Genomic DNA, 19,100 nt, shown 5'->3' on the forward strand with positions numbered 1-19,100 from the left:
GAAAATTATTCCTGTTATTTTCTACAAATCGCTCTCCAAAAAAAATCAAAATAATAGAATTTTAACTTGAAATCTTCCAAGGATTATGTTAAACTGTAACCAATTTGTTACAGTTGTAATATTTTGTAATGCGGGATGTCTTTCCCGGATGATTTGAAAACAGGGAGGATTTCAGGAATGCAGAAATTATTGGCGGCAGCCGCTGCGTTTGCTTTTTGTCTGTTAACCGTTACCGGTCTGTGCGCACCCGCACAGGCGGCAGAAGTCAAAACCGGCGTCGGCTTGTCCGAGCATGTTCTGAAAGCCTATACCGAAAAGTGGAAATATAATTACGGCTCCTACGGCCAGCTGAGAAACGGAGCACGTTATACGGATTGCTCCGGCCTGATCAAATCCTATTTGTGGTGGACGGGCGATAAGACAAATCCGAATCCCAGCCTGCTGTCTGTTTCCGGCACCGGAAGCGGAATGCTGAAGGATGCCAAGTCGAAGGGAACCATCAATTACAGCGACTGGTCCTCTTTGCCCAGAACCCACGGTCTGATCCTGTACCAGCCGGGCCATGTCGGCGTGTATGTGGGCAACAATGTCGGCGTCGATAATCGCGATGTTGGTTATGACATGAAAAAGGAACCCGTTTTCGGGCGTGCCAGAAACAAATGGACAACATGGTTCAAGCTGACTCAGCTGAGCTACCCCACAACGGGCTTTGTTACATATGACGGAAACGAATATTACTACGAGAACGGCGAGTACGCCATCAAAACGACCCGCACCATCGGGGATAAGATCTACACCATCGGCGCCGACGGAATTATTGCCGCGAGCACTTTGACGCCTGAGGCTCAGGCACGGCAGGCCGCGGCTTTGGCCGAGGCGGCCGCAAAAACGGCGGCCGAAAGCGCGCAGCAAACAGCCGTGAGTGAGCCGGTGCCTGTCGATGTGATGCAGGCTGCTCAAACACTTTTGAGTCCTGTTTCCTGATTTTCGTCAGATCTTTTTGAAAAGCTGCGATCGATTTGACCCGGCGATCTATCGGTGCTATACTGGTGACAGTAAACGCCGATCAAATCTTTTGCAACCATACTGGACATCGTTATTTATTCCGGCAGGGCGGGCTTTCCCCCTGCCGCTTTTTTTATGTAGATTGATGGAAAACAAAAAGCGTGAAAATCAAAGGATATGGAAGAAAAATCAATCAAAACCCGTATGATCTGTATGATATATTCATAAAATATCAAAATTCGGTAAAAAATCAAATCATATCTTGACAAATCGCGTTTTTCACTCTATTATTTTACATGTTGCGTTTGCATCTAAGAAATATCGGCTTCGCTCTGTTGCCGCAGTCAGCAGTGATTGTGAAAAATCCTTTGCGGGGGGGCAACGAATACGGCGAGGCTGGGCTTGCGTTAGAGCCGGAATTTTGGTTTAGCGCAACTTTGACTATTACCGCAAAGGGGATGCACAAATGGAGAATAACACCATTATTTCATTACAGAACATTGATGTGTCGTTTGGCAAAGAGAATGTGCTGAAAAGCTTCAATCTCAACATCCGCGACGGTGAGTTCGTTACGCTGCTGGGGCCTTCGGGCTGCGGCAAAACGACGACTCTGCGTATTATCGGCGGATTTGTAACGCCCGACACAGGCGATGTTTTTTTTAATGGCAAAAAAATCAACGACCTGCCGCCGCATAAACGGGAGGTTAACACCATTTTTCAAAAATACGCCCTGTTCCCGCACCTGAACGTGTTTGAAAATGTTGCGTTCGGCATGCGCGTGCACAAAAAGCCGGAAGCGCAGATCCGCGAAACGGTTGGCCGCATGCTCGAGATGGTGAACCTCGGCGGCTTTGCCCGCCGCAGTGTCAATTCGCTTTCGGGCGGGCAGCAGCAGCGCGTGGCCATCGCGCGGGCGCTGGCCAACGAGCCCAAGGTGCTTTTGCTGGACGAGCCGCTCGGCGCGCTCGACTTGAAGCTGCGCAAAGACATGCAGACAGAGCTCAAGAAAATCCAGCAGCAGCTGGGCATCACGTTCGTGTTTGTCACACATGATCAGGAGGAGGCCCTCTCTATGTCCGACACCGTCGTGGTCATGGACAAAGGCCGCATCCAGCAGATCGGCACGCCGCAGGATATTTACAACGAACCCCAGAACGCCTTTATCGCAGACTTTATCGGCGAGAGCAATATCATCGATGGCGTGATGCACCGCGACTTCCTCGTGGAGTTTGCCGGCCGCAGGTTCGACTGCCTTGATAAGGGCTTCCGCCCCATGGAGCCGGTGGACGTCGTCATCCGCCCCGAGGATATTGAGGTCGTTTCTCCCGTGGCGGGCCATATCTCCGGCGTGGTAACGTCCGTTAACTTTAAGGGCGTCCATTACGAGATTATTGTGGATGTGCAGGATTTTAAATGGATGATCCAGTCCACGGAGTTTCAGGAGGTCGGCAACGAGATCGGCCTGATTCTGCAGCCCGACGATATCCATATTATGAAAAAATCAGAATATTCCGGCATGTTTGGCGATTACAGTACCTTCAGCGACGAGATGGAGGAGGATTCTCAGCCCCCGGAAGAGGGAGAGGAGGCTGAGAGCTGAATGATCAAATCGAAAACGGCGTCCGCGCCTTACCTTGTCTGGATGGGAATTTTCATTATCGTTCCGATGATCCTCGTGGGTTATTTTGCGTTTACCGACCCGCACGGCGCTTTCACCCTGAAAAACCTGACCGAGGTGGGGCAGTATTCCAATGTGTTTCTGCGTTCCATCTGGCTCGGTCTGATCGCTACGGTGATCTCGCTTTTGATGGGCTACCCTTTGGCGTACCTGATTTCGCGTACCGGCCCACATCGGCAGGCCATTCTGATCATGCTGATCATGCTTCCCATGTGGATGAACTTTCTGCTGCGTACCTACGCGTGGATGACCCTGCTCGAAGACAGCGGAATCATCAATACCTTCCTTGTCAGTATCGGGCTCGGCCGGCTGCACCTGATCAACACGGCGGGCGCGGTGGTGCTCGGCATGGTGTACAACTATATTCCGTATATGATTTTGCCGATTTACTCGGTGCTGACCAAAATTGACCAGAGCGTGATCGAAGCGGCGCAGGACCTTGGCGCCGGGCGGCGCAAGGTGTTCCTTAAGGTGACGCTGCCCATGAGCATGCCGGGGGTCATTTCCGGCGTGACGATGGTGTTCGTACCGTCGGTCAGTACGTTTATTATCTCTAAGATGTTGGGCGGCGGCGGGAACCTTTTGATCGGTGACCTGATCGACATGCAGTTCCTCGGCAGTGCCTATAATCCCAACCTCGGCTCTGCGATTTCTCTGGTACTGATGGTGCTGATCCTGATCTGCATGGGCATCATGAACCAGTTTGACGAGGGCGGCAGTGAAGACGGGGAGGGGATGCTGATATGACAAAAACCGTATCCCGCCTGTATATGGCGCTCGTGTACCTGTTTCTGTACGCCCCGATTTTTATTCTGATCATCTTTTCCTTTAACGACTCCTCCACTATGAGCCGTTCGGTGTGGTCGGGCTTTTCGCTGCGCTGGTACCGACAGCTCTTTCAGGATCGCCTGATTATGGAGGCGCTGCAGAACACGCTGATCATCGCGCTGATTTCCTCACTGGGGGCAACGGCGATCGGCACGGCGGCGGCCATCGGCATCAACGGTATGAAGCGCTTTACGCGCAAGGCCGTGATGAACATCACGAATTTCCCGATGGTAAACCCTGAAATCGTCACAGGCGTATCGCTGATGCTGCTGTTTGTATTCTTTGCCCGCGCGATGGGCGGGGTTTCGCTCGGCATGGTATCGCTGATTCTGGCGCACGTCACGTTCTCTCTGCCGTATGTGATTTTGTCTGTGCTGCCGAAGCTTCGGCAGATGGACCCTCACCTATATGAAGCGGCGCAGGATTTGGGCTGCCCGCCTGTCAAATCCTTTTTGAAGGTGGTTCTGCCCGAAATCATCCCCGGCGTTGTCACCGGCATGATCATGGCGTTTACGCTGTCGATCGATGATTTTGTCATCAGCTACTTTACCAGCGGAACGACACAGACACTGCCGATTTATATTTATTCCATGACCAGAAAACGGATCAGCCCCGAAATCAACGCGCTGAGTACGCTGCTGTTCGGCACGATTCTGGTGCTGCTGCTGATCGTCAATGTCCGCCGCTCAAAGGACAAGCAGCAGGAGGCGGAGAGGGAGGAGGCATAGGCTCTTGAAAAAAAGATTGGCGGCTTTCGCGCTTTCCCTTTTCTTTTTATGGCCTGCAGCGCTCCCTGTTTCGGCTCAGGTCAGCGGGGAAGCGGCGCCCAAAACGGGCGTGACCATCAATGTATATAACTGGGGAGAGTATATCTCCAACGGCGTCGACGACAGTATCGACGTCAACAAGGAATTTACCCGCAGAACGGGGATTCAGGTGAACTACACCACTTTTGAGAGCAACGAGAATCTGTATGCAAAGCTGGTCAGCGGCGGCGCAAATTACGATGTGATCATTCCGTCAGATTACATGATCTCGAAGCTAATCAAGGAAAATCTGGTGCAGAAGCTGGACTATCAAAATATTCCGAATAGCAAGTATATCGATCAGGACTTTTTAAAGCCTGTTTACGACCCGACCAATGAGTATTCCGTGCCCTATACCTGGGGCGTCGTCGGCATCTTTTATAACAAAAAGTATGTAAAAGAAGCGGTAGACAGCTGGGATATTCTGTGGGACGAGAAATACGCGGGAAAAATCCTGATGTTCGATAACCCGCGCGACGCGTTCGGCATTGCCCAAAAGCGTCTGGACTTTTCTTTTAACAGCACCGACCCGAATGAGTGGGAGGAAGCGGCCATGCTGCTGAAAAAGCAGAAGCCGCTGGTACAGGCCTACGTGATGGATCAGATTTTCGATAAGATGGCCAGCGGCGAGGCGTGGCTCGCGCCCTATTACGCCGGTGACGCGGCCACTCTGGTGGATTCGAACCCAGACATCGGCTTTGCGATTCCGACCAAGCAGGGAACGAACTTCTTTGTCGATGCCATGTGCATTCCCACCAGCGCACAGAATAAAGCGGCAGCGGAAGCGTACATCAACTTTTTGTGCGATCCTGAAATTGCTGCGGCCAACGTAGACTATATCGGCTATTCCACACCGGAAAGCGCCGCCAAGGCCCTGTTGCCGGAAGAAATTCAGGATAACCCGATCTATTACCCGCCCAAAGAGATTCTGGAGAAGGCCGAAACCTATGCCACGCTGCCGGATGATACCAACCTGCTGCTCGATACCCTGTGGGCAGAGGTGAAGATGGGCGGCCCGGGGCAGACAGCAACACTGATTGCCATTCTCGCCGGATTTTTGCTGCTGTACATCGCGGTGGTGCTCTATAAGCGCCATAAGCGAAGATGGGATTTCAAGTAAAGCGCAGAGCTGCTCGGATTTGCTTTTCTAACTAAGCTGAATGCGCCTCAAAGACCTGTGAAGGTTTTTTTGAGGCGTATTTTTACATGATTTCTGACTTTTCAGAATATCGCTTGATCTCTTAAAAGAAGGAAGCCGTGATTTCTCTGGCTCTGAAACATGTGATTTCTTTGGGCACCTCCGGTCCAGGCGTTCAGCAAAATATGACCCGAAAATCGAATCCTCTTCCCATTGTGTGACAAGCTGCATATGATAGGAAAAAAAGGAGGAGTTCGAAATGCCGATGCCTTTCTGGTGGCTTTTTCCGCCCTGCGGGCAGTGCTCCAGACCACCATGGGGGCCACCGCCGCCGCGGCGACCCAGACCCCCGTATCCGCCCGGACCGCCCAGACCGCCGTATCAACCCGGACCTCCGCGTCCGCCAAGATAATCTGTCCCAAAGCGAGGCTCACCGCCTCGCTTTTCTGTGTTATCACTCATAACACAATTTCTAAAGACACTTGCGGAAGCCAGTCCGGTAAATGGTGGGTATTTTCTGACGTCCTGCATATGCCGTTTTGGCTCAGAGTTTACATCTCACGGTTCTCTGAGGGGAATCACATCATTTTGCCTAATAATAAATAAATGTTATGAAAAAATTTTTTCATAACAGCTGTTCCATTTTATGCTACAATTAAATTATCAACTAAGTGGAACGGGGAGCAACTATGATACATAACAATAATCGGGCGCGGACGCTGCTGCTGAAATCGGCGATGATCATCCTGGGCGCAGCCCTTTCTTCCGTCGGACTCGAGATTTTTTTGATCCCGAATAATATCATCGACGGCGGTATCGTGGGCATTTCCATCATGAGCAGTTATATTACGCATTTTCCGTTGGGAATTTTTACTTTTGGCTTGAATCTTCCGTTCTTGATCATGGGGTATCGGCAGATCGGAAAAACCTTTGTCCTTTCCACTTTGTTTGCGATTATCTGTCTTTCCGTCGGGGTTTCTCTGCTTCACCCGATTTCTGGGCTGACACACGATGTTTTTCTTGCGGCGATTTTCGGCGGCATCATCAACGGCGCCGGTGTTGGCCTGATTATCCGGGCCGGCGGTTCTCTGGATGGAACGGAAATGATCGCGATCATCTTCGATAAGAAAATCAGCTTTTCCATCGGCGAAATCGTCATGTTTTTCAATGTGTTCATTCTTGGCTCCGCGGGCTTTTTATATGGATGGGATCGCGCAATGTATTCTCTTGTCACCTATTTCATTGCGTTCAAGGTGATCGATATTGTAGTAGAGGGCTTCGACAGCTCCAAAGGAGTCATGATCGTTTCGGACTGCTACTCAGACATTGCCGCCGCGCTGACCGACCGGCTGGGACGAGGCGTCACGCTGCTGGAGGGACAAGGCGGCTATTCCAAGCTCGAAACAACAGTGATTTACGTTGTGGTATCGCGCCTGGAGATAACGAAGCTGAAATCCATTGTTCTCGGGTTTGACAGCGACGCACTGATTACCATCGGCAATGTTGAGGTAGCGGGGAAAAAGTACCGCAAGAAAGCGATCCACTAAACCTGATGCTTCAAACGAAAAGCTCCATGCTCCGGATTTTTCTTCCGGGTCATGGAGCTTTTCGTTTTTCAGCAGTTTTTGCAATAGGAAAAAGGCGCACAATGGCTGTTCTCTTATGGAATCCGGCATGCCCGTTCTGTGGTTTCCATTGGTATGTTCAAATTTTCTTCATCTCAAATTTAAGATATTCTAACTAAATTGCAATAGTCTGGACACATCGATAGGGTATATTAGTACCAATGAAACAAAACACTGCATCACAGCCCGGCGGAGTGGACGGAATACCGTGCCGCCGGGCAGCAGACGAACAACAAGAGCCTGTGAAACAGGATTCATCATCATAGATCCTTTTTCGTTTTCCTTCCTTGCAAGCCGCCCGTTTATCGGGCGGTTTTCTTTTTTCTGCATATGATATTTCGAGGTGATGAGAATGTGCAACCCAGGGGATGATCTCGTGCTGGCCGCGGCGGCCATCGCCATTTCCATTTCGCAGGGAAAAAGCGCCACCGAGGTAAACATTCTGGGGGAGCTTTTCAGCGCGATCGGCGATAATCTGGCAATTATCGCGGCAAAAAAAGAAGCCTGCGAAAAAGGCTGATCTTTTATAATTGAGAAGTTCGGATTCTGTGAAAGAGAATCTGAACGGATCACTATGGATTCTGAATAGAACGGAGTATTTTCAGCAGGCGAATAAGCAAAAAAATTCCGCTACCGAAAACAACCGGAAGCGGAAGGGGGGAATATCGATCAAAGATTTGAAATGGATTATGAAACTTTGTGGCGGGGATTTTGGGTGACAACCTGCGCCGCCTGATACAGTTCATTTAACAGGTCCGTTTCATACTGAAGAGAAAGTGTGTCGAGCTTTGAGTACACTTCACCTTCATAGGTAGCTACGTATTTGGGCGGAAGGCGGTTTAAGGCATAAGAAGCAATGTCCATTCTGCATTTGTCACATTTGCAGCAGCCCAGCTTGTCAATGGTTTCATCCAGTTTTTGAAGAACCATCTGTTCCATCACATTTTTTAAAATGACTTCCATCACAGAATCACCTGCCTTTTTCCAAAATACATGAAATTGCATGTCCGATAAATTTATTGTAGCATAATCAATTTTTGAAGTAAATTAGATTTTGTGCACAAATTACATAAAGGGCCTTTGGAGCCTGATGGCCAGGGATTTGCCTTTACCGAAGATCCCTTGCATTTGATCGCCTTTTCGTATATCTTTGAAGCAGGAGGTGATTTTGTGAGCAGAAAGCGCCCCAATGCGTTCGTTCTTTTTTTGATGTCACTTGGTTTAAGCCTGATAGCGACCGTTTTAGCCAATGTAATTTCCATGCGGTTCAAAAAGGATTAGGAATGCTGATACTGAAATACACTTACAATAGAATACCTGTCTTTAGATAAATAGATATTCGTCTAAAAATAAAGAAAGTCGTACAGATGCTGAATTTTCAGCATCTGTACGGCTGAAAAGATGGTCGGAGCGGCAAGACTTGAACTCAAATAAAAAGCATTCAAATTGCGAAGGTATGGATATCCGCCACAATTACGCTACGCTGCCCTTATTCCTGGCTGGGGGGTGACAGCGGTGTGATCAAATCCTCCAGCCGTTCCAGCTTTCCGTAGATCAGCACTTGGTTTTTGATGACCGTGTTCAAGTTCTGGTTGATCTGCTCAAGCAGCATTTTTAAATCTTCCATGATCATTGCCCCTTTTCTTTTATGCTATCATAAAAGGGCACAATTGGAAGAAAATGGTGAAGTAATTTTACAAGTAAAATCAGCAAAAAATCCCCTCAGCTGGATCGTACCAGATGGGGGGATTTTGATGTCTAAAACATTTATATCAAGCATATTCTTTGCAGTAAAATTATAGTAGGTGACAGCATGTTGAAAAAAGCGATCCTCAGTATTCTTATTTTAATAACTTTGTTTTTGGCGGTGTTTATTTCTTATAGTAAATGGTATTCAACAAACATTTGTATCCACTACGGATCAATCTGAACTTTGCAATGATGTCCTGATCATGTTGCTGCGCCCGACGATTCAGCAAGGCGTGGATGACTATTATAAAAGATATTTTACGGAGACGCCTGGGGTCGGGAGTGGCCCCGTTGAAATCTTAGATATCCGTAAAGATTCTAATGGAGGTTATGATATTACAGTAAATGTGTTACCGTACTACGGTCCTCATAATTCTGTCGGGAAAGATCAAATGCTTTTATATGTAACTGAAAACAGTACGGAAATAAAAAGCTTTCAGCATTTAGAGAGTTATGAGATATATGGAAGTTATCAAGATTATATAATTCAATGGCCTCCTTCGTAAAATAAGCATCTAAACAAACAAATATAGAGGGATAAACTGATTCATTGGACTTCTCCTCTTTCCGTCGGATATTCCAATAACATAAAAATAAAAGCGGTGTTCTGGAGGATCATTCCGGAATGCCGCTTCGTTGCTTCTATTCTGTTTTTCCACATTGCTGTTTGACAGCAGCAAAAGCAATGCGCATATTTTTGTTTCTATCATCAGAAAAAGCAGGAAAATCCATGGCGCGTCCGCTTTGCGGCAGCGTTTCAAATGCAGCACCGCAGCTATTACCTCTAAATATGTCAAAATCCAATATTGACAAGCCCTTAAAAGAATTCATATTATGTCATATCTCCTTATAGAAAGGAGTGATTAGATCGTGTGCTGGAATCGTTGGTGTCGGCGAGGATGGTGCGGCTGCCGTTGTCGGCGTTGTTGCCGTCGGTGGTGGTTCTAATCCATTAGAGTGAGGGTGTTTTTATAAAAGAGTGCTCTCACTCTTTTTCTTTCTGTTTTAGTCTGTCGGATCAGCACATTCCAAGGGGTGAAAAGTATTTGGCACTCAGCTCAACGCTTTCACGAAATTTCTCAAGCGTATCATTATGCTTTCTTGGTTGTAATAAAGCCGCAGTATCCGCACACACTAATCTTGAGGTGACACACATGGATTATCCCCAGGATTTACCGATGGGTTTCGGTATCGCTTTACTTCAAAACCGGGGTGCTGAGATATACTTCGATTCGCTTTCCGAATCGGAACGCCGCCGTTTGATAGAGAAAACCCACAGTATAGATTCTAAAAAAGAGATGCAGGCTTTTGTAGATTCTCTTAAAACCCAATAGTCTCAATTATTCGGCGCGTGTAAAACGCGCCTTTCATTCATTTTCAGTAAAAACAATGGATAAAAGTTCCAATAACTGAGGATGGTATTATAAAAATCCCCCGCAGCCGGATTTGCTCCAGCTAAGGGGATCGCATTTCAGGACATAAAAAGCGAGGAAGGAATGATTTAAATCATTCCTTCCTCCTGCCTATGGAGTTGCCGTCTCCATAAACAACAGCTAAACCGCACAATGCAATTATATTATAATCCATTTTACGATTTTGTCAATGCTTTGGTTGACAAAAGTTGGCAACACTATTTACAAACTACCAAAATTAATTGAAAACTCTTTTAGAGCACGTAACAACCCTGTAGTAACAGTCGGAGTTTGCGGTCGATTTCAGTCAATTTTAAAGGAAAGGAAAAACCGCACCAAACGATTCAAAAATAATGTCTGACGCGTTCTCTCGCTCTTAGTTTTGGTCCGAGTGGCAAAAAATAAACTCATAGAGCCTCTTGATCTCCAGTCAAAGTGAAATCCAGACAGAATGCGGGTTTGGTAGCTGTTGTGCAGCAACAATATAGTAACTATACGGACTTTTTGCGTTCATTCGTATCCATTGCTCTTGTTTTTTCTGATTGCGTCTATAACTGACTTTATTATTGCAATCATCAGAGCTACACAAATGGTTGCATGCGGTGCCCAAAAGCAGTCGATTGAAACGGCAAACACCGATTATTCCCTTCATGTACTTATTAGCAGTAAGATCATTGCTTTGTATCACTCTGATCATAATCTTTATGTTCATACCTGGGACACACTTTTCTGATATTATGTTAACAAATATATTGATGGAGGTCTGCACATGAGCCAGAATGAAAAAGCGGTCATACAAAGCAAGTTAGCGGTGTATTCGGTCTGCTACCAGGAGGCCAAGAAAGCGAAAGACCTTAAGCGTATGGTGCGTTTAGGAACGATCATGAATGATTTAAAAAACGAATTATCCATACTGGTAGATTAGGCAGCAGCTCTTGCATGATAGCAGGAGCTGCTTTTGTTTCTGTGCTTGTTGAATGCAATATCGCATAAGGCGTTCAAGCTGTCACTGATCGGTACTGTGCGTTTCAATCGATAACTTCAGCGCCTTTCCCTACGTAAAATTTTCAGATTCCAGCTTGACGGTTTTACCAATCAGCCATAGTAAGGGCCGAAATTTACAGCCGGTTTTACAGTCAATTTTAAAGGAAAGGAAAAACCGCATCAAACAGCTCAAAAATAAGCTGTCTGATGCGGTTTTTCTCGTTCTTTGTTCTGGTCCGAGTGGCGAGACTTGAACTCACGGCCTCTTGACCCCCAGTCAAGCGCGCTACCAACTGCGCCACACCCGGAATTGCAACGTGGATTATTTTATCATACTTGCAGGCAAAACGCAATCCTTTTTTTGAGAAATTTCGAATTTTTTGCGGTTTGCGGGTCGGTAAAATCAGCAGAATAGATAAGACGCTTGATTTTCCATACTTTGCAGACTAAGATAAAGGAAAGAGAATGGACGATGGGAGGATTCTGAATGACAAAGATGGAGCAGTTTCAGCAGATGATAGACGAAAGCAGCCGGATTGTGTTTTTCGGCGGAGCGGGAGTATCCACAGAAAGCGGGATTCCCGATTTTCGCAGTGTAGACGGCCTGTATCACCAATCGTTCCGCTATCCGCCGGAGGAAATGCTGAGCCACAGCTTTTATGTGCGGCACACGGCGGAGTTTTTTGATTTCTACCGCAAAAAGATGCTGTGTTTGGATGCACAACCAAATGCAGCCCACCGTAAGCTGGCAGAGCTGGAGCAGGCGGAGAAGCTGTCGGCGGTCGTGACTCAGAACATTGATGGCCTGCACCAAAAAGCGGGCAGCAGGCGCGTATACGAGCTGCACGGCTCTGTTCACCGCAACTATTGCCAGAAATGCCATAAAGAATATGATGCCGAATTTATTCTGCACAGCGAAGGAATTCCCACCTGCACCTGCGGCGGTACGATCAAGCCCGATGTGGTGCTGTATGAGGAGGGGCTTGACCAGGATGTGATCAACGGTGCGGTCACGGCGATCCGCAAGGCAGACATGCTGATCATTGGCGGAACGTCGCTGGCTGTGTACCCTGCCGCCGGGTTGATCCACTATTTTGGCGGCAGCCGTCTGGTCGTGATCAATCGCTCTTCTACGCCCGCGGATCAGAGCGCGGCGCTGATGATCAGCGATCCGATCGGTGAGATCTTCAGCCAAGTAAAAATTACCAAAATTTAACATAATTTTTCCAGAAGAAAATGCCTGTTTTTGGTTGACATAATCTTCCTGATGGTCTAAGATGAAGATAACTAAGGAAGGAGACCTCAGCAAAGATGAAACAATCAAAAAGCTCGAAATCAAAATCAACGAAACGTAAGATTGTATCCGTAGCTGCCGTGTTGCTGGCCGCTGTGCAGATGTCTGCCACGGCTTCTGCGGCGGTGCCGGTGTTCGGGCAGCTCAGCCTGACAAATCTGGTAGCGACCTCTCTGATGAGCGATTACAGCAGAACGGTAGCACCCGGTCTTGTGGAAACAAGATTCACCTATACAAATTTAAGTTGTAAAATCAATGAGTGCTTTATGCTGGAATACGAACCCTTAGCGGGACAGATTGGCATTACGGTTGGCACACCTGGTGATACTACATATGCGGGCGGCTATCACGCCGCTACGGTGCGCGCGCAGGCTGCTTCGGCCATGGCAAACGGAAAACCGGTCGTCGCGGCGATCAACGGTGATATGTTCAATATGACCACCAATCAGCCGTGGGGAGTTGTCGTCAAAGACGGCGTTGAGGTACAGGGCACCGTGTCTTCCCGTGCCTATCGCTGGAACTTTTTCGGAATTAAGAAGGACGGCACTCCGGTGATCGCTTCGAATGCAGATTACCCGCAGATGAAATCCGAGCTGCAGAACGCGATCGGCCTGTATGATACGCTCCTTGTTAAGGACGGAAACGTCGTCACGCAAAAGGATGCGGACCAAAGAACCTATTCGCCGCGGCTTGGCGTTGGCGTCCGTGCTGATGGAACCGTGTTTTTCGTAATGGTAGATGGCCGTCAGTCCCAGTATTCTACAGGGGCGACGCTGAAGGAATTTGCCCAGCTGATGAAGGACATGGGAGCGGTGCAGGCCGGCAATCTGGATGCGGGCGGTTCCGCTACGCTGCTCAGCCGCAATTACGGCAACAGCACGCTGTTACTGCGCAATAAGCCGTCCGACGGTAAAGAGCGTCCGGTTCCGAATTCCCTGCTGTTTGTGACGAAGAGCACCTCGATGTAATCGAAAACAGGGCTGTTCATCACAAGCTCTGTTGGTAAGATCAACGCAATTGTCTATTAGAGGAAAAGCGGGCTGTGGCTGTGTTCAAAATTCTGGGAATACGTCCTGTATTCCTGCGCCGCCGCCTTGTCTCGCTTTGTTTTCTAAAAATATCGGCTTTTTGAATTTACAAATAAATCCGAAAAATTGCAAAAAAAATCTCCTTTCCCTAAAAAGCGGATCCTCATCCGGCTGATTGGGGAAAGGAGTTTTTTCTTTAGCTGGCGGACTTCATTTCCAGCCGGAGCTTATCGCTGATCATGGCGATAAACTCACTGTTAGTGGGCTTTCCGCGGGTGTTGTGAATCGTGTACCCAAAATAGGAATTCAGGATGTCGATGTCGCCTCTGTCCCAGGCTACCTCAATGGCATGGCGGATAGCACGTTCCACACGCGAGGGCGTAGTCTCGTACCGTTTGGCCACACTGGGGTACAGCTGCTTGGTCACGGCATTGATAATGTCTGGTGTCTGCACGGCCATGATAATAGAATCCCTCAGGTAATGGTATCCCTTAATATGAGCCGGAACACCGATCTGGTGAAGGATTTCTGTGACCTGGATTTCAAGAGAAGGTTTGCCTTTTGGTGCCGGTACCGAAGCCTGTTCCGATTTTGGGGCGATACTGCCGCATATTTTTAAGATTCTTTGAGCCAGTTCCTTTGCGTCAAACGGTACGATTACAAAATATGCAGCTCCGGAAAGCATTACCTCACGTTCCAGCGTGGGGCTGCTGAATGTAGACATGACAATGAAGGAAGGCGCCTTAGAGGCGTACTTTTTTCGAATCCCATGAATGACTCCGATCGCATCCAGTCGGGGCATGAACAGGTCCACAAGGACGACGTCAGGTTGTTCGAGATCAATATGGTCCAAAACCCTCAGTCCATCCTTTGGAGAATAGACGACATCAATACCCGCAACTTCAAAATCATGAGAATAGCTTCGAGCAAATTCGTCAGTGTCATTAGAAATCAGCAGTTTTAAATGTTTTTCCATGAACATATCCCCCTGTTTTTTAATTTACAGGCTTATAATACCATATATTGGCATTTATGGCAATACCTTACACAATATTTTTTACGCGAATTTGGTAATTATATTTCAAAATAGTAAAAAATTTCGTTTTAAGATGCCTTTTCCGTGCTCTCCAGACTCGTTTTTTCGGAGATTTCCAGCATGTTTTCTGCCAGAATTCCGTAGCCGCGCGTGGGATCATTGACAAATACATGGGTTACGGCGCCCACTAATTTTCCGTTTTGCACAATAGGGCTGCCGCTCATTCCCTGAACAATTCCTCCCGTTTTGCTGAGCAGATCAGGATCGGTCACTTTAACGACCAAATTCTTCGTTTTGGTGCCGTCCTGATAGTTGATCGATTCGATTTCAATGCCATAAGGTCTGGGCGTTGTTCCATCCACTGTGGTGTAAATCTGTGCAGCGCCTGTTTTCACTTCCTGCTTCACGGCAAGGGGGATAGCCTCGGTAGAAACAGGAGAGGAATTCAGCGTGCCGTACACACCACCTTCGGAATTGGCCTGTAGCTGTCCGACAGGGAAATCGTTGTTGAAATAGCCGCGCAGTTCGCCTGCACGGCCCTTTTGGCCCTTGACAATACCGCTGATGGTCACGGAAACAACGTCGCCGCTGCGAAGCGGCATCAGCTCATTCGTGTCCACGTCGCAGATGCCATGGCCAAGACCGCCGAACGATCCGTTCGACGGATCATAAAAAGTTACGGTGCCGATACCGGCAGTGCTGTCACGTACCCAAAGACCGCCCTTATAACTTCCGTCCACATCGGACAGAATAGGGGTAAGAGTTGCTGTGAGCGTTTCTTCATTCCGTTTAATGGAAAGCTCGACCGGTGCGCCGGCGCTGCTTTCGATAAGCTTCGCCACCTGGCTGTTCTGGGTAACGGCCTTTCCATTTACCTCGGTAATGATATCGCCCACCTTCACGCCCGCCACAGCGGCGGGATTGATCATTTTTCCGGCGCTTTCAATGTCGGCAACGCCAACCACCATCACGCCGTTTGTGAACATTTTGATGCCGAAAGGAGTACCGCAAGGCACCAAAAGCTTTTCCTGCACCACTTTCACGCTGACTGTTTTGATGGGGATTACATCAAACAGCATCAGTTGAGCATGGTAATTTTGGTTTGCGGATTTTAAAGCGGACGCGGTAATTTCTTTTTTGTTTACCGTGTCGATGATGCTAAGGCCGGTCTGGTTCAGCCGCAGCTTGGTTCCCGCCGTCACGCGGAACTGATCAGGCAAGGTGTAGTGGTAGTATCCCACTGCCGACCCTGCCAGCAGAGTAAGTGCGGTAAGCCAGCCGGTCAATCGTTGAAAAAATTTTTTTCCTTTTTTCAAACATTCACCTCCTTTCGCATTTAATCTTTGTCAAATCGAAAGTATTTATGTTGTCAAATCCGCTTTTTTCTGGGCAAATATGGAAGGAATGATCGACTTCTTCATACGGTCGGCGGCGAATGTCAGAAATTTTTAAAATTGGCTCAAATTAAGCCGTTTAAAAAGAAAATGATTTTTGATCGATGAAATTTTTGGATGAAATTTTGTAAAAATCCCCGCCGACGATTGCCGGCGGGGATTTATCTGTTTTATGGGTTTCTTTGTACGATTTGACTTATTTGAAGAGAGTGATAGGGTCGATCAGCTTACCGGATTTTTTGATTTCCAGATGCAGATGCGGCTTTTCCACCGATTCGATCGGTACAACATTGACCGAGCCAATCTTCTGTCCTGCGTCTACTTCATCGCCCTTTTTCACCAGGAAGGTGTCACCCAGGCCACAGTAGTACGCGGTGATTCCGTCACTGTGCTCAATTACGGCAACATTGCCCAGATTGCCGTCTGCGTACAGGTCCTTGACCTTTCCGCTGTCGATGGCTTTGACCGGGTCGCCGATCTTTGCCTCAAAATCTGTGCCGGAGTGAACACGCCAGTCCTGCATCGTGTCGGAAAAGATGGGGTTGTCTCCGCTATAATTTTTGGTAACTTTCGGGGTTTCCCCAACCGGGTAAACATAAGATGCGGGTTTGGCCGCCGTCTGTTTGGCGGGCTGCTCGGGTTTGGACGAAGCGGTCTTGTCCGGTGCCTGAGACGAAGCAGCCGGTTTGGAAGAAGACGGAGCGGCGGATTGCGGCGCGCTGGCCTGCGGCTGAGACGAAGCCTCTTCCGCCTTGCTGCTGGCATAAACACCTGACTGCGTGCGTCCGGTGGGCGAAGTGGAATACGAGGACGTATCCTGAGGATTGGCATATTTCACGACACTGTCATACGTAGTCCAGGCGGCAACACCAACGGCAACCAGGCAAACGCCCAGCGCGACATAAAAACCCTTGTTGTTTTTCTTTGGGGATTGATTTTCTGATTTAAAATGCAGACTGCTCATCTGTAAAAGCACCTCCGAGGCTATTTTGACCAGAAAAAACACCAAATATGCCGTTTGAAACAAAAAGTGACGCAAAAAAGAAAAAAGACCGAATCCAATTGATTCGGTCTTTTTTCGTTAGCTTGAGGGGTATATTGAGGAGGGTAGAACTTTGTATTCTGATGGTGCGGCTCCATCGTCTGAATACACTCATATTATAATTTGAATTCGCGGGGCAGTTGTTAATACGCTATGAATATTCTTTTAACTTTTGGAGTCATGTAATTTTGCATTAAAATAAGATGAAAACAGCTCTTAAAACAAAAAAATTGTGAAAAATCCGCAAACATTTGTTTGCAATCTATAGGGCCCTGTGGTATGATAAGGTTGACTTGGAATACCTGGGAGGAAATGGGATGAAAGGACTCAGCAGCAGCCAGAAAAAAATATATGAGTACTTAAAAGATAGAGCACAATATGGCCTGCCGCCCTCCGTGCGGGAGATTTGCAAAGCAACCGGCCTGAAATCCACTTCGACCGTTCACCTGCATCTCAAAACGCTGGAGGATATGGGCTACATTCGGCGCGAGGCCGGCCTCAATCGCGCCATTCATATTGAAGGCGCCGAGCAGGTAAGCCGTGTGCCGATTTTGGGCAGAGTGACCGCCGGCGTGCCGATTCTGGCCGTGGAAGAGGTCGAGGGCTACCTGCCGCTGGTAGGGCACCGTTACCCCGAAAAGGAGCTGTTTGCGCTGCGCGTGCAGGGCGACAGCATGAAAAACGCCGGAATTCTTGACGGGGATTACATTATCGCGCACCGCCAGGATGCGGCGGAAAACGGGCAGATCGTTGTCGCGCTGATCGACGACGAGGCTACGGTCAAGCGGATTTTCTTTGAACAGGAATACATCCGCCTGCAGCCGGAAAACCCCGCGTTTTCTCCGATCTTTTCTCAAAGCGCTCTGGTGCTTGGCCGCGTGATTTCTGTTTACCGCTATTACTAAAAAGGGTACCACTTGTGATGCGCTGTTGCTTTGCCATATCAAAGACAGCGCAGATTTACGGGCAAATTGCCCTGGCAGACGGTGAAACAGGAATTGGGAGGAATTCAATTAGCATGTTGTCATTTGAAAATGATTATACGGAAGGAGCGCATGAAAGAATTTTACAGCGCCTTCTTGACACAAATTTAGAACAGTTATCGGGATATGGAAATGATCCATATTGTGAAAGCGCAAAAATCAAGATCAGGGAAGCTTGTCAATGTCCGCAGGCAGAGATTTCGTTTCTGGTCGGCGGAACACAAACAAATGCGATCGTCATTGATGCGCTGCTCAAACGATATGAGGGCGTTGTGGCGGCCAAAACGGGCCATGTGAGCGTCCACGAGGCAGGCGCGATCGAATATACAGGGCACAAGGTGCTGGGAATACCCCAAAACGACGGGAAAATTTCAGCCGGTACATTGGAAAATTATTTACAGAAATTCTGGAAGGACGAAAACCATGAGCACATGGTGTTCCCGGGAATGGTTTATATTTCTCACCCGACAGAATACGGTACCTTGTATAGCAAGCAGGAGCTGAGCGACATTTCCTTAGTTTGCAGAAAGTTTGAGATCCCCCTGTATTTAGATGGAGCGCGTCTGGGCTACGGTGTAATGAGCAAAACAACGGATGTCACTCTGCCTATGATTGCCGAATACTGTGACGCGTTTTACATTGGCGGCACAAAGGTCGGCGCGTTATGCGGCGAAGCGGTGGTGTTTACGAAAAATCATATGCCCCCGCATTTTATGACGACTGTAAAACAGCATGGAGCGCTGCTTGCGAAAGGCCGCTTGCTGGGAATCCAGTTCGATACATTATTTACGGATGATTTGTATTTCAAGATCAGCAGGCATGCGATTGAAATGGCGGAACTGCTGAAGGACGGATTTCGCAGAAAAAACTGCACGTTTGCCTGGGAATCCCCGACCAATCAACAGTTTATCGTTTTGCAGAATTCCGTTATGCAAAAGCTGCAGGAGAAAGTTGCGTTCAGCTTTTGGGAAAAAGCCGATGAAGAGCATACGGTTGTACGATTTGCCACAAGCTGGGCCACAAAAGAAGACGATATCGCAAGATTGATCGAAATGCTGGAATAATATATGAATTGATCTTGCTGTAAGTTTTGATTTG

General features: G+C 48.0%; 20 protein-coding genes and 1 tRNA gene. 14 read left to right on the forward strand and 7 right to left on the reverse strand.

Translation table 11 applies throughout. The features are described 5' to 3' along the window. The first annotated feature begins 177 nt into the window (after positions 1-177). The 7 genes from HMPREF1141_RS05020 to HMPREF1141_RS17285 all read left to right on the forward strand — a co-directional run bounded on the left by HMPREF1141_RS05020 (position 178) and on the right by HMPREF1141_RS17285 (position 7,600). The gene (locus tag HMPREF1141_RS05020; protein ID WP_196795026.1) at positions 178-984 is read left to right on the forward strand and encodes a hypothetical protein; all 807 of its coding nucleotides are present in this window, start codon (positions 178-180) and stop codon (positions 982-984) included. A gap of 487 nt (positions 985-1,471) precedes the next feature. After that, a complete protein-coding gene (gene potA, locus HMPREF1141_RS05025) occupies positions 1,472-2,605 on the forward strand; it encodes a spermidine/putrescine ABC transporter ATP-binding protein (RefSeq protein ID WP_009061639.1) in 1,134 nt (377 codons plus the stop codon). Then, complete coding sequence (locus tag HMPREF1141_RS05030) at positions 2,606-3,430, forward strand: ABC transporter permease (protein WP_009061647.1); 825 nt, start codon at positions 2,606-2,608, stop codon at positions 3,428-3,430. Continuing rightward, positions 3,427-4,239, forward strand: coding sequence for an ABC transporter permease (locus HMPREF1141_RS05035; protein WP_009061662.1), 813 nt, complete (start codon positions 3,427-3,429; stop codon positions 4,237-4,239). The genes HMPREF1141_RS05030 and HMPREF1141_RS05035 overlap by 4 nt, the downstream gene beginning before the upstream one ends. 4 nt (positions 4,240-4,243) lie before the next feature. After that, the gene (locus tag HMPREF1141_RS05040; RefSeq protein WP_009061689.1) at positions 4,244-5,437 is read left to right on the forward strand and encodes a spermidine/putrescine ABC transporter substrate-binding protein; all 1,194 of its coding nucleotides are present in this window, start codon (positions 4,244-4,246) and stop codon (positions 5,435-5,437) included. Between the two features lie 707 nt (positions 5,438-6,144). Next, a complete protein-coding gene (locus HMPREF1141_RS05050; protein ID WP_009061710.1) occupies positions 6,145-7,002 on the forward strand; it encodes a YitT family protein in 858 nt (285 codons plus the stop codon). A gap of 430 nt (positions 7,003-7,432) precedes the next feature. Then, a complete protein-coding gene (locus HMPREF1141_RS17285) occupies positions 7,433-7,600 on the forward strand; it encodes a DUF6774 domain-containing protein (protein WP_155863503.1) in 168 nt (55 codons plus the stop codon). A 167-nt stretch (positions 7,601-7,767) separates the two neighbouring features. On the opposite strand, the gene HMPREF1141_RS05055 is transcribed toward HMPREF1141_RS17285, so the two are convergent. Both HMPREF1141_RS05055 and HMPREF1141_RS17290 read right to left on the reverse strand, forming a co-directional pair. Continuing rightward, positions 7,768-8,043 carry a late competence development ComFB family protein gene (locus HMPREF1141_RS05055; protein WP_009061721.1) on the reverse strand — a complete coding sequence of 92 codons (276 nt, stop codon included), beginning with the start codon at positions 8,041-8,043 and terminating at the stop codon, positions 7,768-7,770. A gap of 526 nt (positions 8,044-8,569) precedes the next feature. Further along, on the reverse strand, positions 8,570-8,707 hold the full coding sequence (locus tag HMPREF1141_RS17290; RefSeq protein ID WP_009061741.1) for a hypothetical protein: 138 nt from the start codon (positions 8,705-8,707) through the stop codon (positions 8,570-8,572). A gap of 322 nt (positions 8,708-9,029) precedes the next feature. On the opposite strand from HMPREF1141_RS17290, the gene HMPREF1141_RS05065 reads away from it, so the two are divergent. Beyond that, the gene (locus HMPREF1141_RS05065) at positions 9,030-9,335 is read left to right on the forward strand and encodes a DUF3888 domain-containing protein (RefSeq protein ID WP_278245190.1); all 306 of its coding nucleotides are present in this window, start codon (positions 9,030-9,032) and stop codon (positions 9,333-9,335) included. 136 nt (positions 9,336-9,471) lie between these two features. On the opposite strand, the gene HMPREF1141_RS17295 is transcribed toward HMPREF1141_RS05065, so the two are convergent. Further along, positions 9,472-9,660 carry a hypothetical protein gene (locus tag HMPREF1141_RS17295; RefSeq protein ID WP_155863505.1) on the reverse strand — a complete coding sequence of 63 codons (189 nt, stop codon included), beginning with the start codon at positions 9,658-9,660 and terminating at the stop codon, positions 9,472-9,474. Positions 9,661-9,983: 323 nt separating this feature from the next. On the opposite strand from HMPREF1141_RS17295, the gene HMPREF1141_RS05070 reads away from it, so the two are divergent. Beyond that, a complete protein-coding gene (locus HMPREF1141_RS05070; RefSeq protein WP_009061733.1) occupies positions 9,984-10,163 on the forward strand; it encodes a hypothetical protein in 180 nt (59 codons plus the stop codon). Positions 10,164-11,010: 847 nt separating this feature from the next. After that, positions 11,011-11,166 carry a hypothetical protein gene (locus HMPREF1141_RS17490; protein WP_009061695.1) on the forward strand — a complete coding sequence of 52 codons (156 nt, stop codon included), beginning with the start codon at positions 11,011-11,013 and terminating at the stop codon, positions 11,164-11,166. A 291-nt stretch (positions 11,167-11,457) separates the two neighbouring features. Here HMPREF1141_RS17490 and HMPREF1141_RS05075 read toward each other — a convergent pair. Next, a tRNA-Pro gene (locus HMPREF1141_RS05075) sits at positions 11,458-11,533 on the reverse strand. Between the two features lie 179 nt (positions 11,534-11,712). Here HMPREF1141_RS05075 and HMPREF1141_RS05080 point away from each other — a divergent pair. Together HMPREF1141_RS05080 and HMPREF1141_RS05085 are read left to right on the forward strand one after the other, a co-directional pair. Next, on the forward strand, positions 11,713-12,441 hold the full coding sequence (locus tag HMPREF1141_RS05080) for an NAD-dependent protein deacylase (RefSeq protein WP_009061649.1): 729 nt from the start codon (positions 11,713-11,715) through the stop codon (positions 12,439-12,441). 95 nt (positions 12,442-12,536) lie between these two features. Further along, entirely contained in the window at positions 12,537-13,487 is a 951-nt protein-coding gene (locus tag HMPREF1141_RS05085; RefSeq protein WP_009061765.1) for a phosphodiester glycosidase family protein, read from the forward strand. A gap of 256 nt (positions 13,488-13,743) precedes the next feature. Here the strand turns inward: HMPREF1141_RS05085 and spo0A are convergent, their stop codons facing one another. From spo0A to HMPREF1141_RS05100, 3 genes are all read right to left on the reverse strand, one after another. Continuing rightward, positions 13,744-14,523 (reverse strand): sporulation transcription factor Spo0A, encoded by a 780-nt coding sequence (gene spo0A / locus HMPREF1141_RS05090; RefSeq protein ID WP_009061726.1) that lies wholly within the window; start codon positions 14,521-14,523, stop codon positions 13,744-13,746. Between the two features lie 128 nt (positions 14,524-14,651). Further along, the gene (gene spoIVB / locus HMPREF1141_RS05095; RefSeq protein WP_009061675.1) at positions 14,652-15,899 is read right to left on the reverse strand and encodes a SpoIVB peptidase; all 1,248 of its coding nucleotides are present in this window, start codon (positions 15,897-15,899) and stop codon (positions 14,652-14,654) included. Positions 15,900-16,173: 274 nt separating this feature from the next. Continuing rightward, positions 16,174-16,941: a M23 family metallopeptidase gene (locus HMPREF1141_RS05100; protein WP_009061706.1), complete on the reverse strand. Its 768-nt coding sequence runs from the start codon at positions 16,939-16,941 to the stop codon at positions 16,174-16,176. 395 nt (positions 16,942-17,336) lie between these two features. Here HMPREF1141_RS05100 and lexA point away from each other — a divergent pair, with 395 nt between their 5' ends. Together lexA and HMPREF1141_RS05110 are read left to right on the forward strand one after the other, a co-directional pair. Continuing rightward, on the forward strand, positions 17,337-17,924 hold the full coding sequence (gene lexA, locus HMPREF1141_RS05105) for a transcriptional repressor LexA (protein WP_009061776.1): 588 nt from the start codon (positions 17,337-17,339) through the stop codon (positions 17,922-17,924). 113 nt (positions 17,925-18,037) lie between these two features. After that, a complete protein-coding gene (locus HMPREF1141_RS05110; RefSeq protein ID WP_009061772.1) occupies positions 18,038-19,066 on the forward strand; it encodes a beta-eliminating lyase-related protein in 1,029 nt (342 codons plus the stop codon). Positions 19,067-19,100 lie beyond the last annotated feature (34 nt).

Origin of the sequence: Clostridium sp. MSTE9 (genome assembly GCF_000277625.1) — a bacterium.
GTDB lineage: Bacteria > Bacillota > Clostridia > Oscillospirales > Acutalibacteraceae > Faecalispora > Faecalispora jeddahensis.

Coding starts and splice junctions, on each gene's coding strand:
- HMPREF1141_RS05020 (WP_196795026.1), top strand. CDS start 178: ATGCAGAAATTATTGGCGGCAGCCGCTGCGTTTGCTTTTTGTCTGTTA.
- potA (WP_009061639.1), top strand. CDS start 1,472: ATGGAGAATAACACCATTATTTCATTACAGAACATTGATGTGTCGTTT.
- HMPREF1141_RS05030 (WP_009061647.1), top strand. CDS start 2,606: ATGATCAAATCGAAAACGGCGTCCGCGCCTTACCTTGTCTGGATGGGA.
- HMPREF1141_RS05035 (WP_009061662.1), top strand. CDS start 3,427: ATGACAAAAACCGTATCCCGCCTGTATATGGCGCTCGTGTACCTGTTT.
- HMPREF1141_RS05050 (WP_009061710.1), top strand. CDS start 6,145: ATGATACATAACAATAATCGGGCGCGGACGCTGCTGCTGAAATCGGCG.
- HMPREF1141_RS17285 (WP_155863503.1), top strand. CDS start 7,433: ATGTGCAACCCAGGGGATGATCTCGTGCTGGCCGCGGCGGCCATCGCC.
- HMPREF1141_RS05055 (WP_009061721.1), bottom strand. CDS start 8,043: ATGGAAGTCATTTTAAAAAATGTGATGGAACAGATGGTTCTTCAAAAA.
- HMPREF1141_RS17290 (WP_009061741.1), bottom strand. CDS start 8,707: ATGGAAGATTTAAAAATGCTGCTTGAGCAGATCAACCAGAACTTGAAC.
- HMPREF1141_RS17295 (WP_155863505.1), bottom strand. CDS start 9,660: ATGAATTCTTTTAAGGGCTTGTCAATATTGGATTTTGACATATTTAGA.
- HMPREF1141_RS05070 (WP_009061733.1), top strand. CDS start 9,984: ATGGATTATCCCCAGGATTTACCGATGGGTTTCGGTATCGCTTTACTT.
- HMPREF1141_RS17490 (WP_009061695.1), top strand. CDS start 11,011: ATGAGCCAGAATGAAAAAGCGGTCATACAAAGCAAGTTAGCGGTGTAT.
- HMPREF1141_RS05080 (WP_009061649.1), top strand. CDS start 11,713: ATGACAAAGATGGAGCAGTTTCAGCAGATGATAGACGAAAGCAGCCGG.
- HMPREF1141_RS05085 (WP_009061765.1), top strand. CDS start 12,537: ATGAAACAATCAAAAAGCTCGAAATCAAAATCAACGAAACGTAAGATT.
- spo0A (WP_009061726.1), bottom strand. CDS start 14,523: ATGGAAAAACATTTAAAACTGCTGATTTCTAATGACACTGACGAATTT.
- HMPREF1141_RS05100 (WP_009061706.1), bottom strand. CDS start 16,941: ATGAGCAGTCTGCATTTTAAATCAGAAAATCAATCCCCAAAGAAAAAC.
- lexA (WP_009061776.1), top strand. CDS start 17,337: ATGAAAGGACTCAGCAGCAGCCAGAAAAAAATATATGAGTACTTAAAA.
- HMPREF1141_RS05110 (WP_009061772.1), top strand. CDS start 18,038: ATGTTGTCATTTGAAAATGATTATACGGAAGGAGCGCATGAAAGAATT.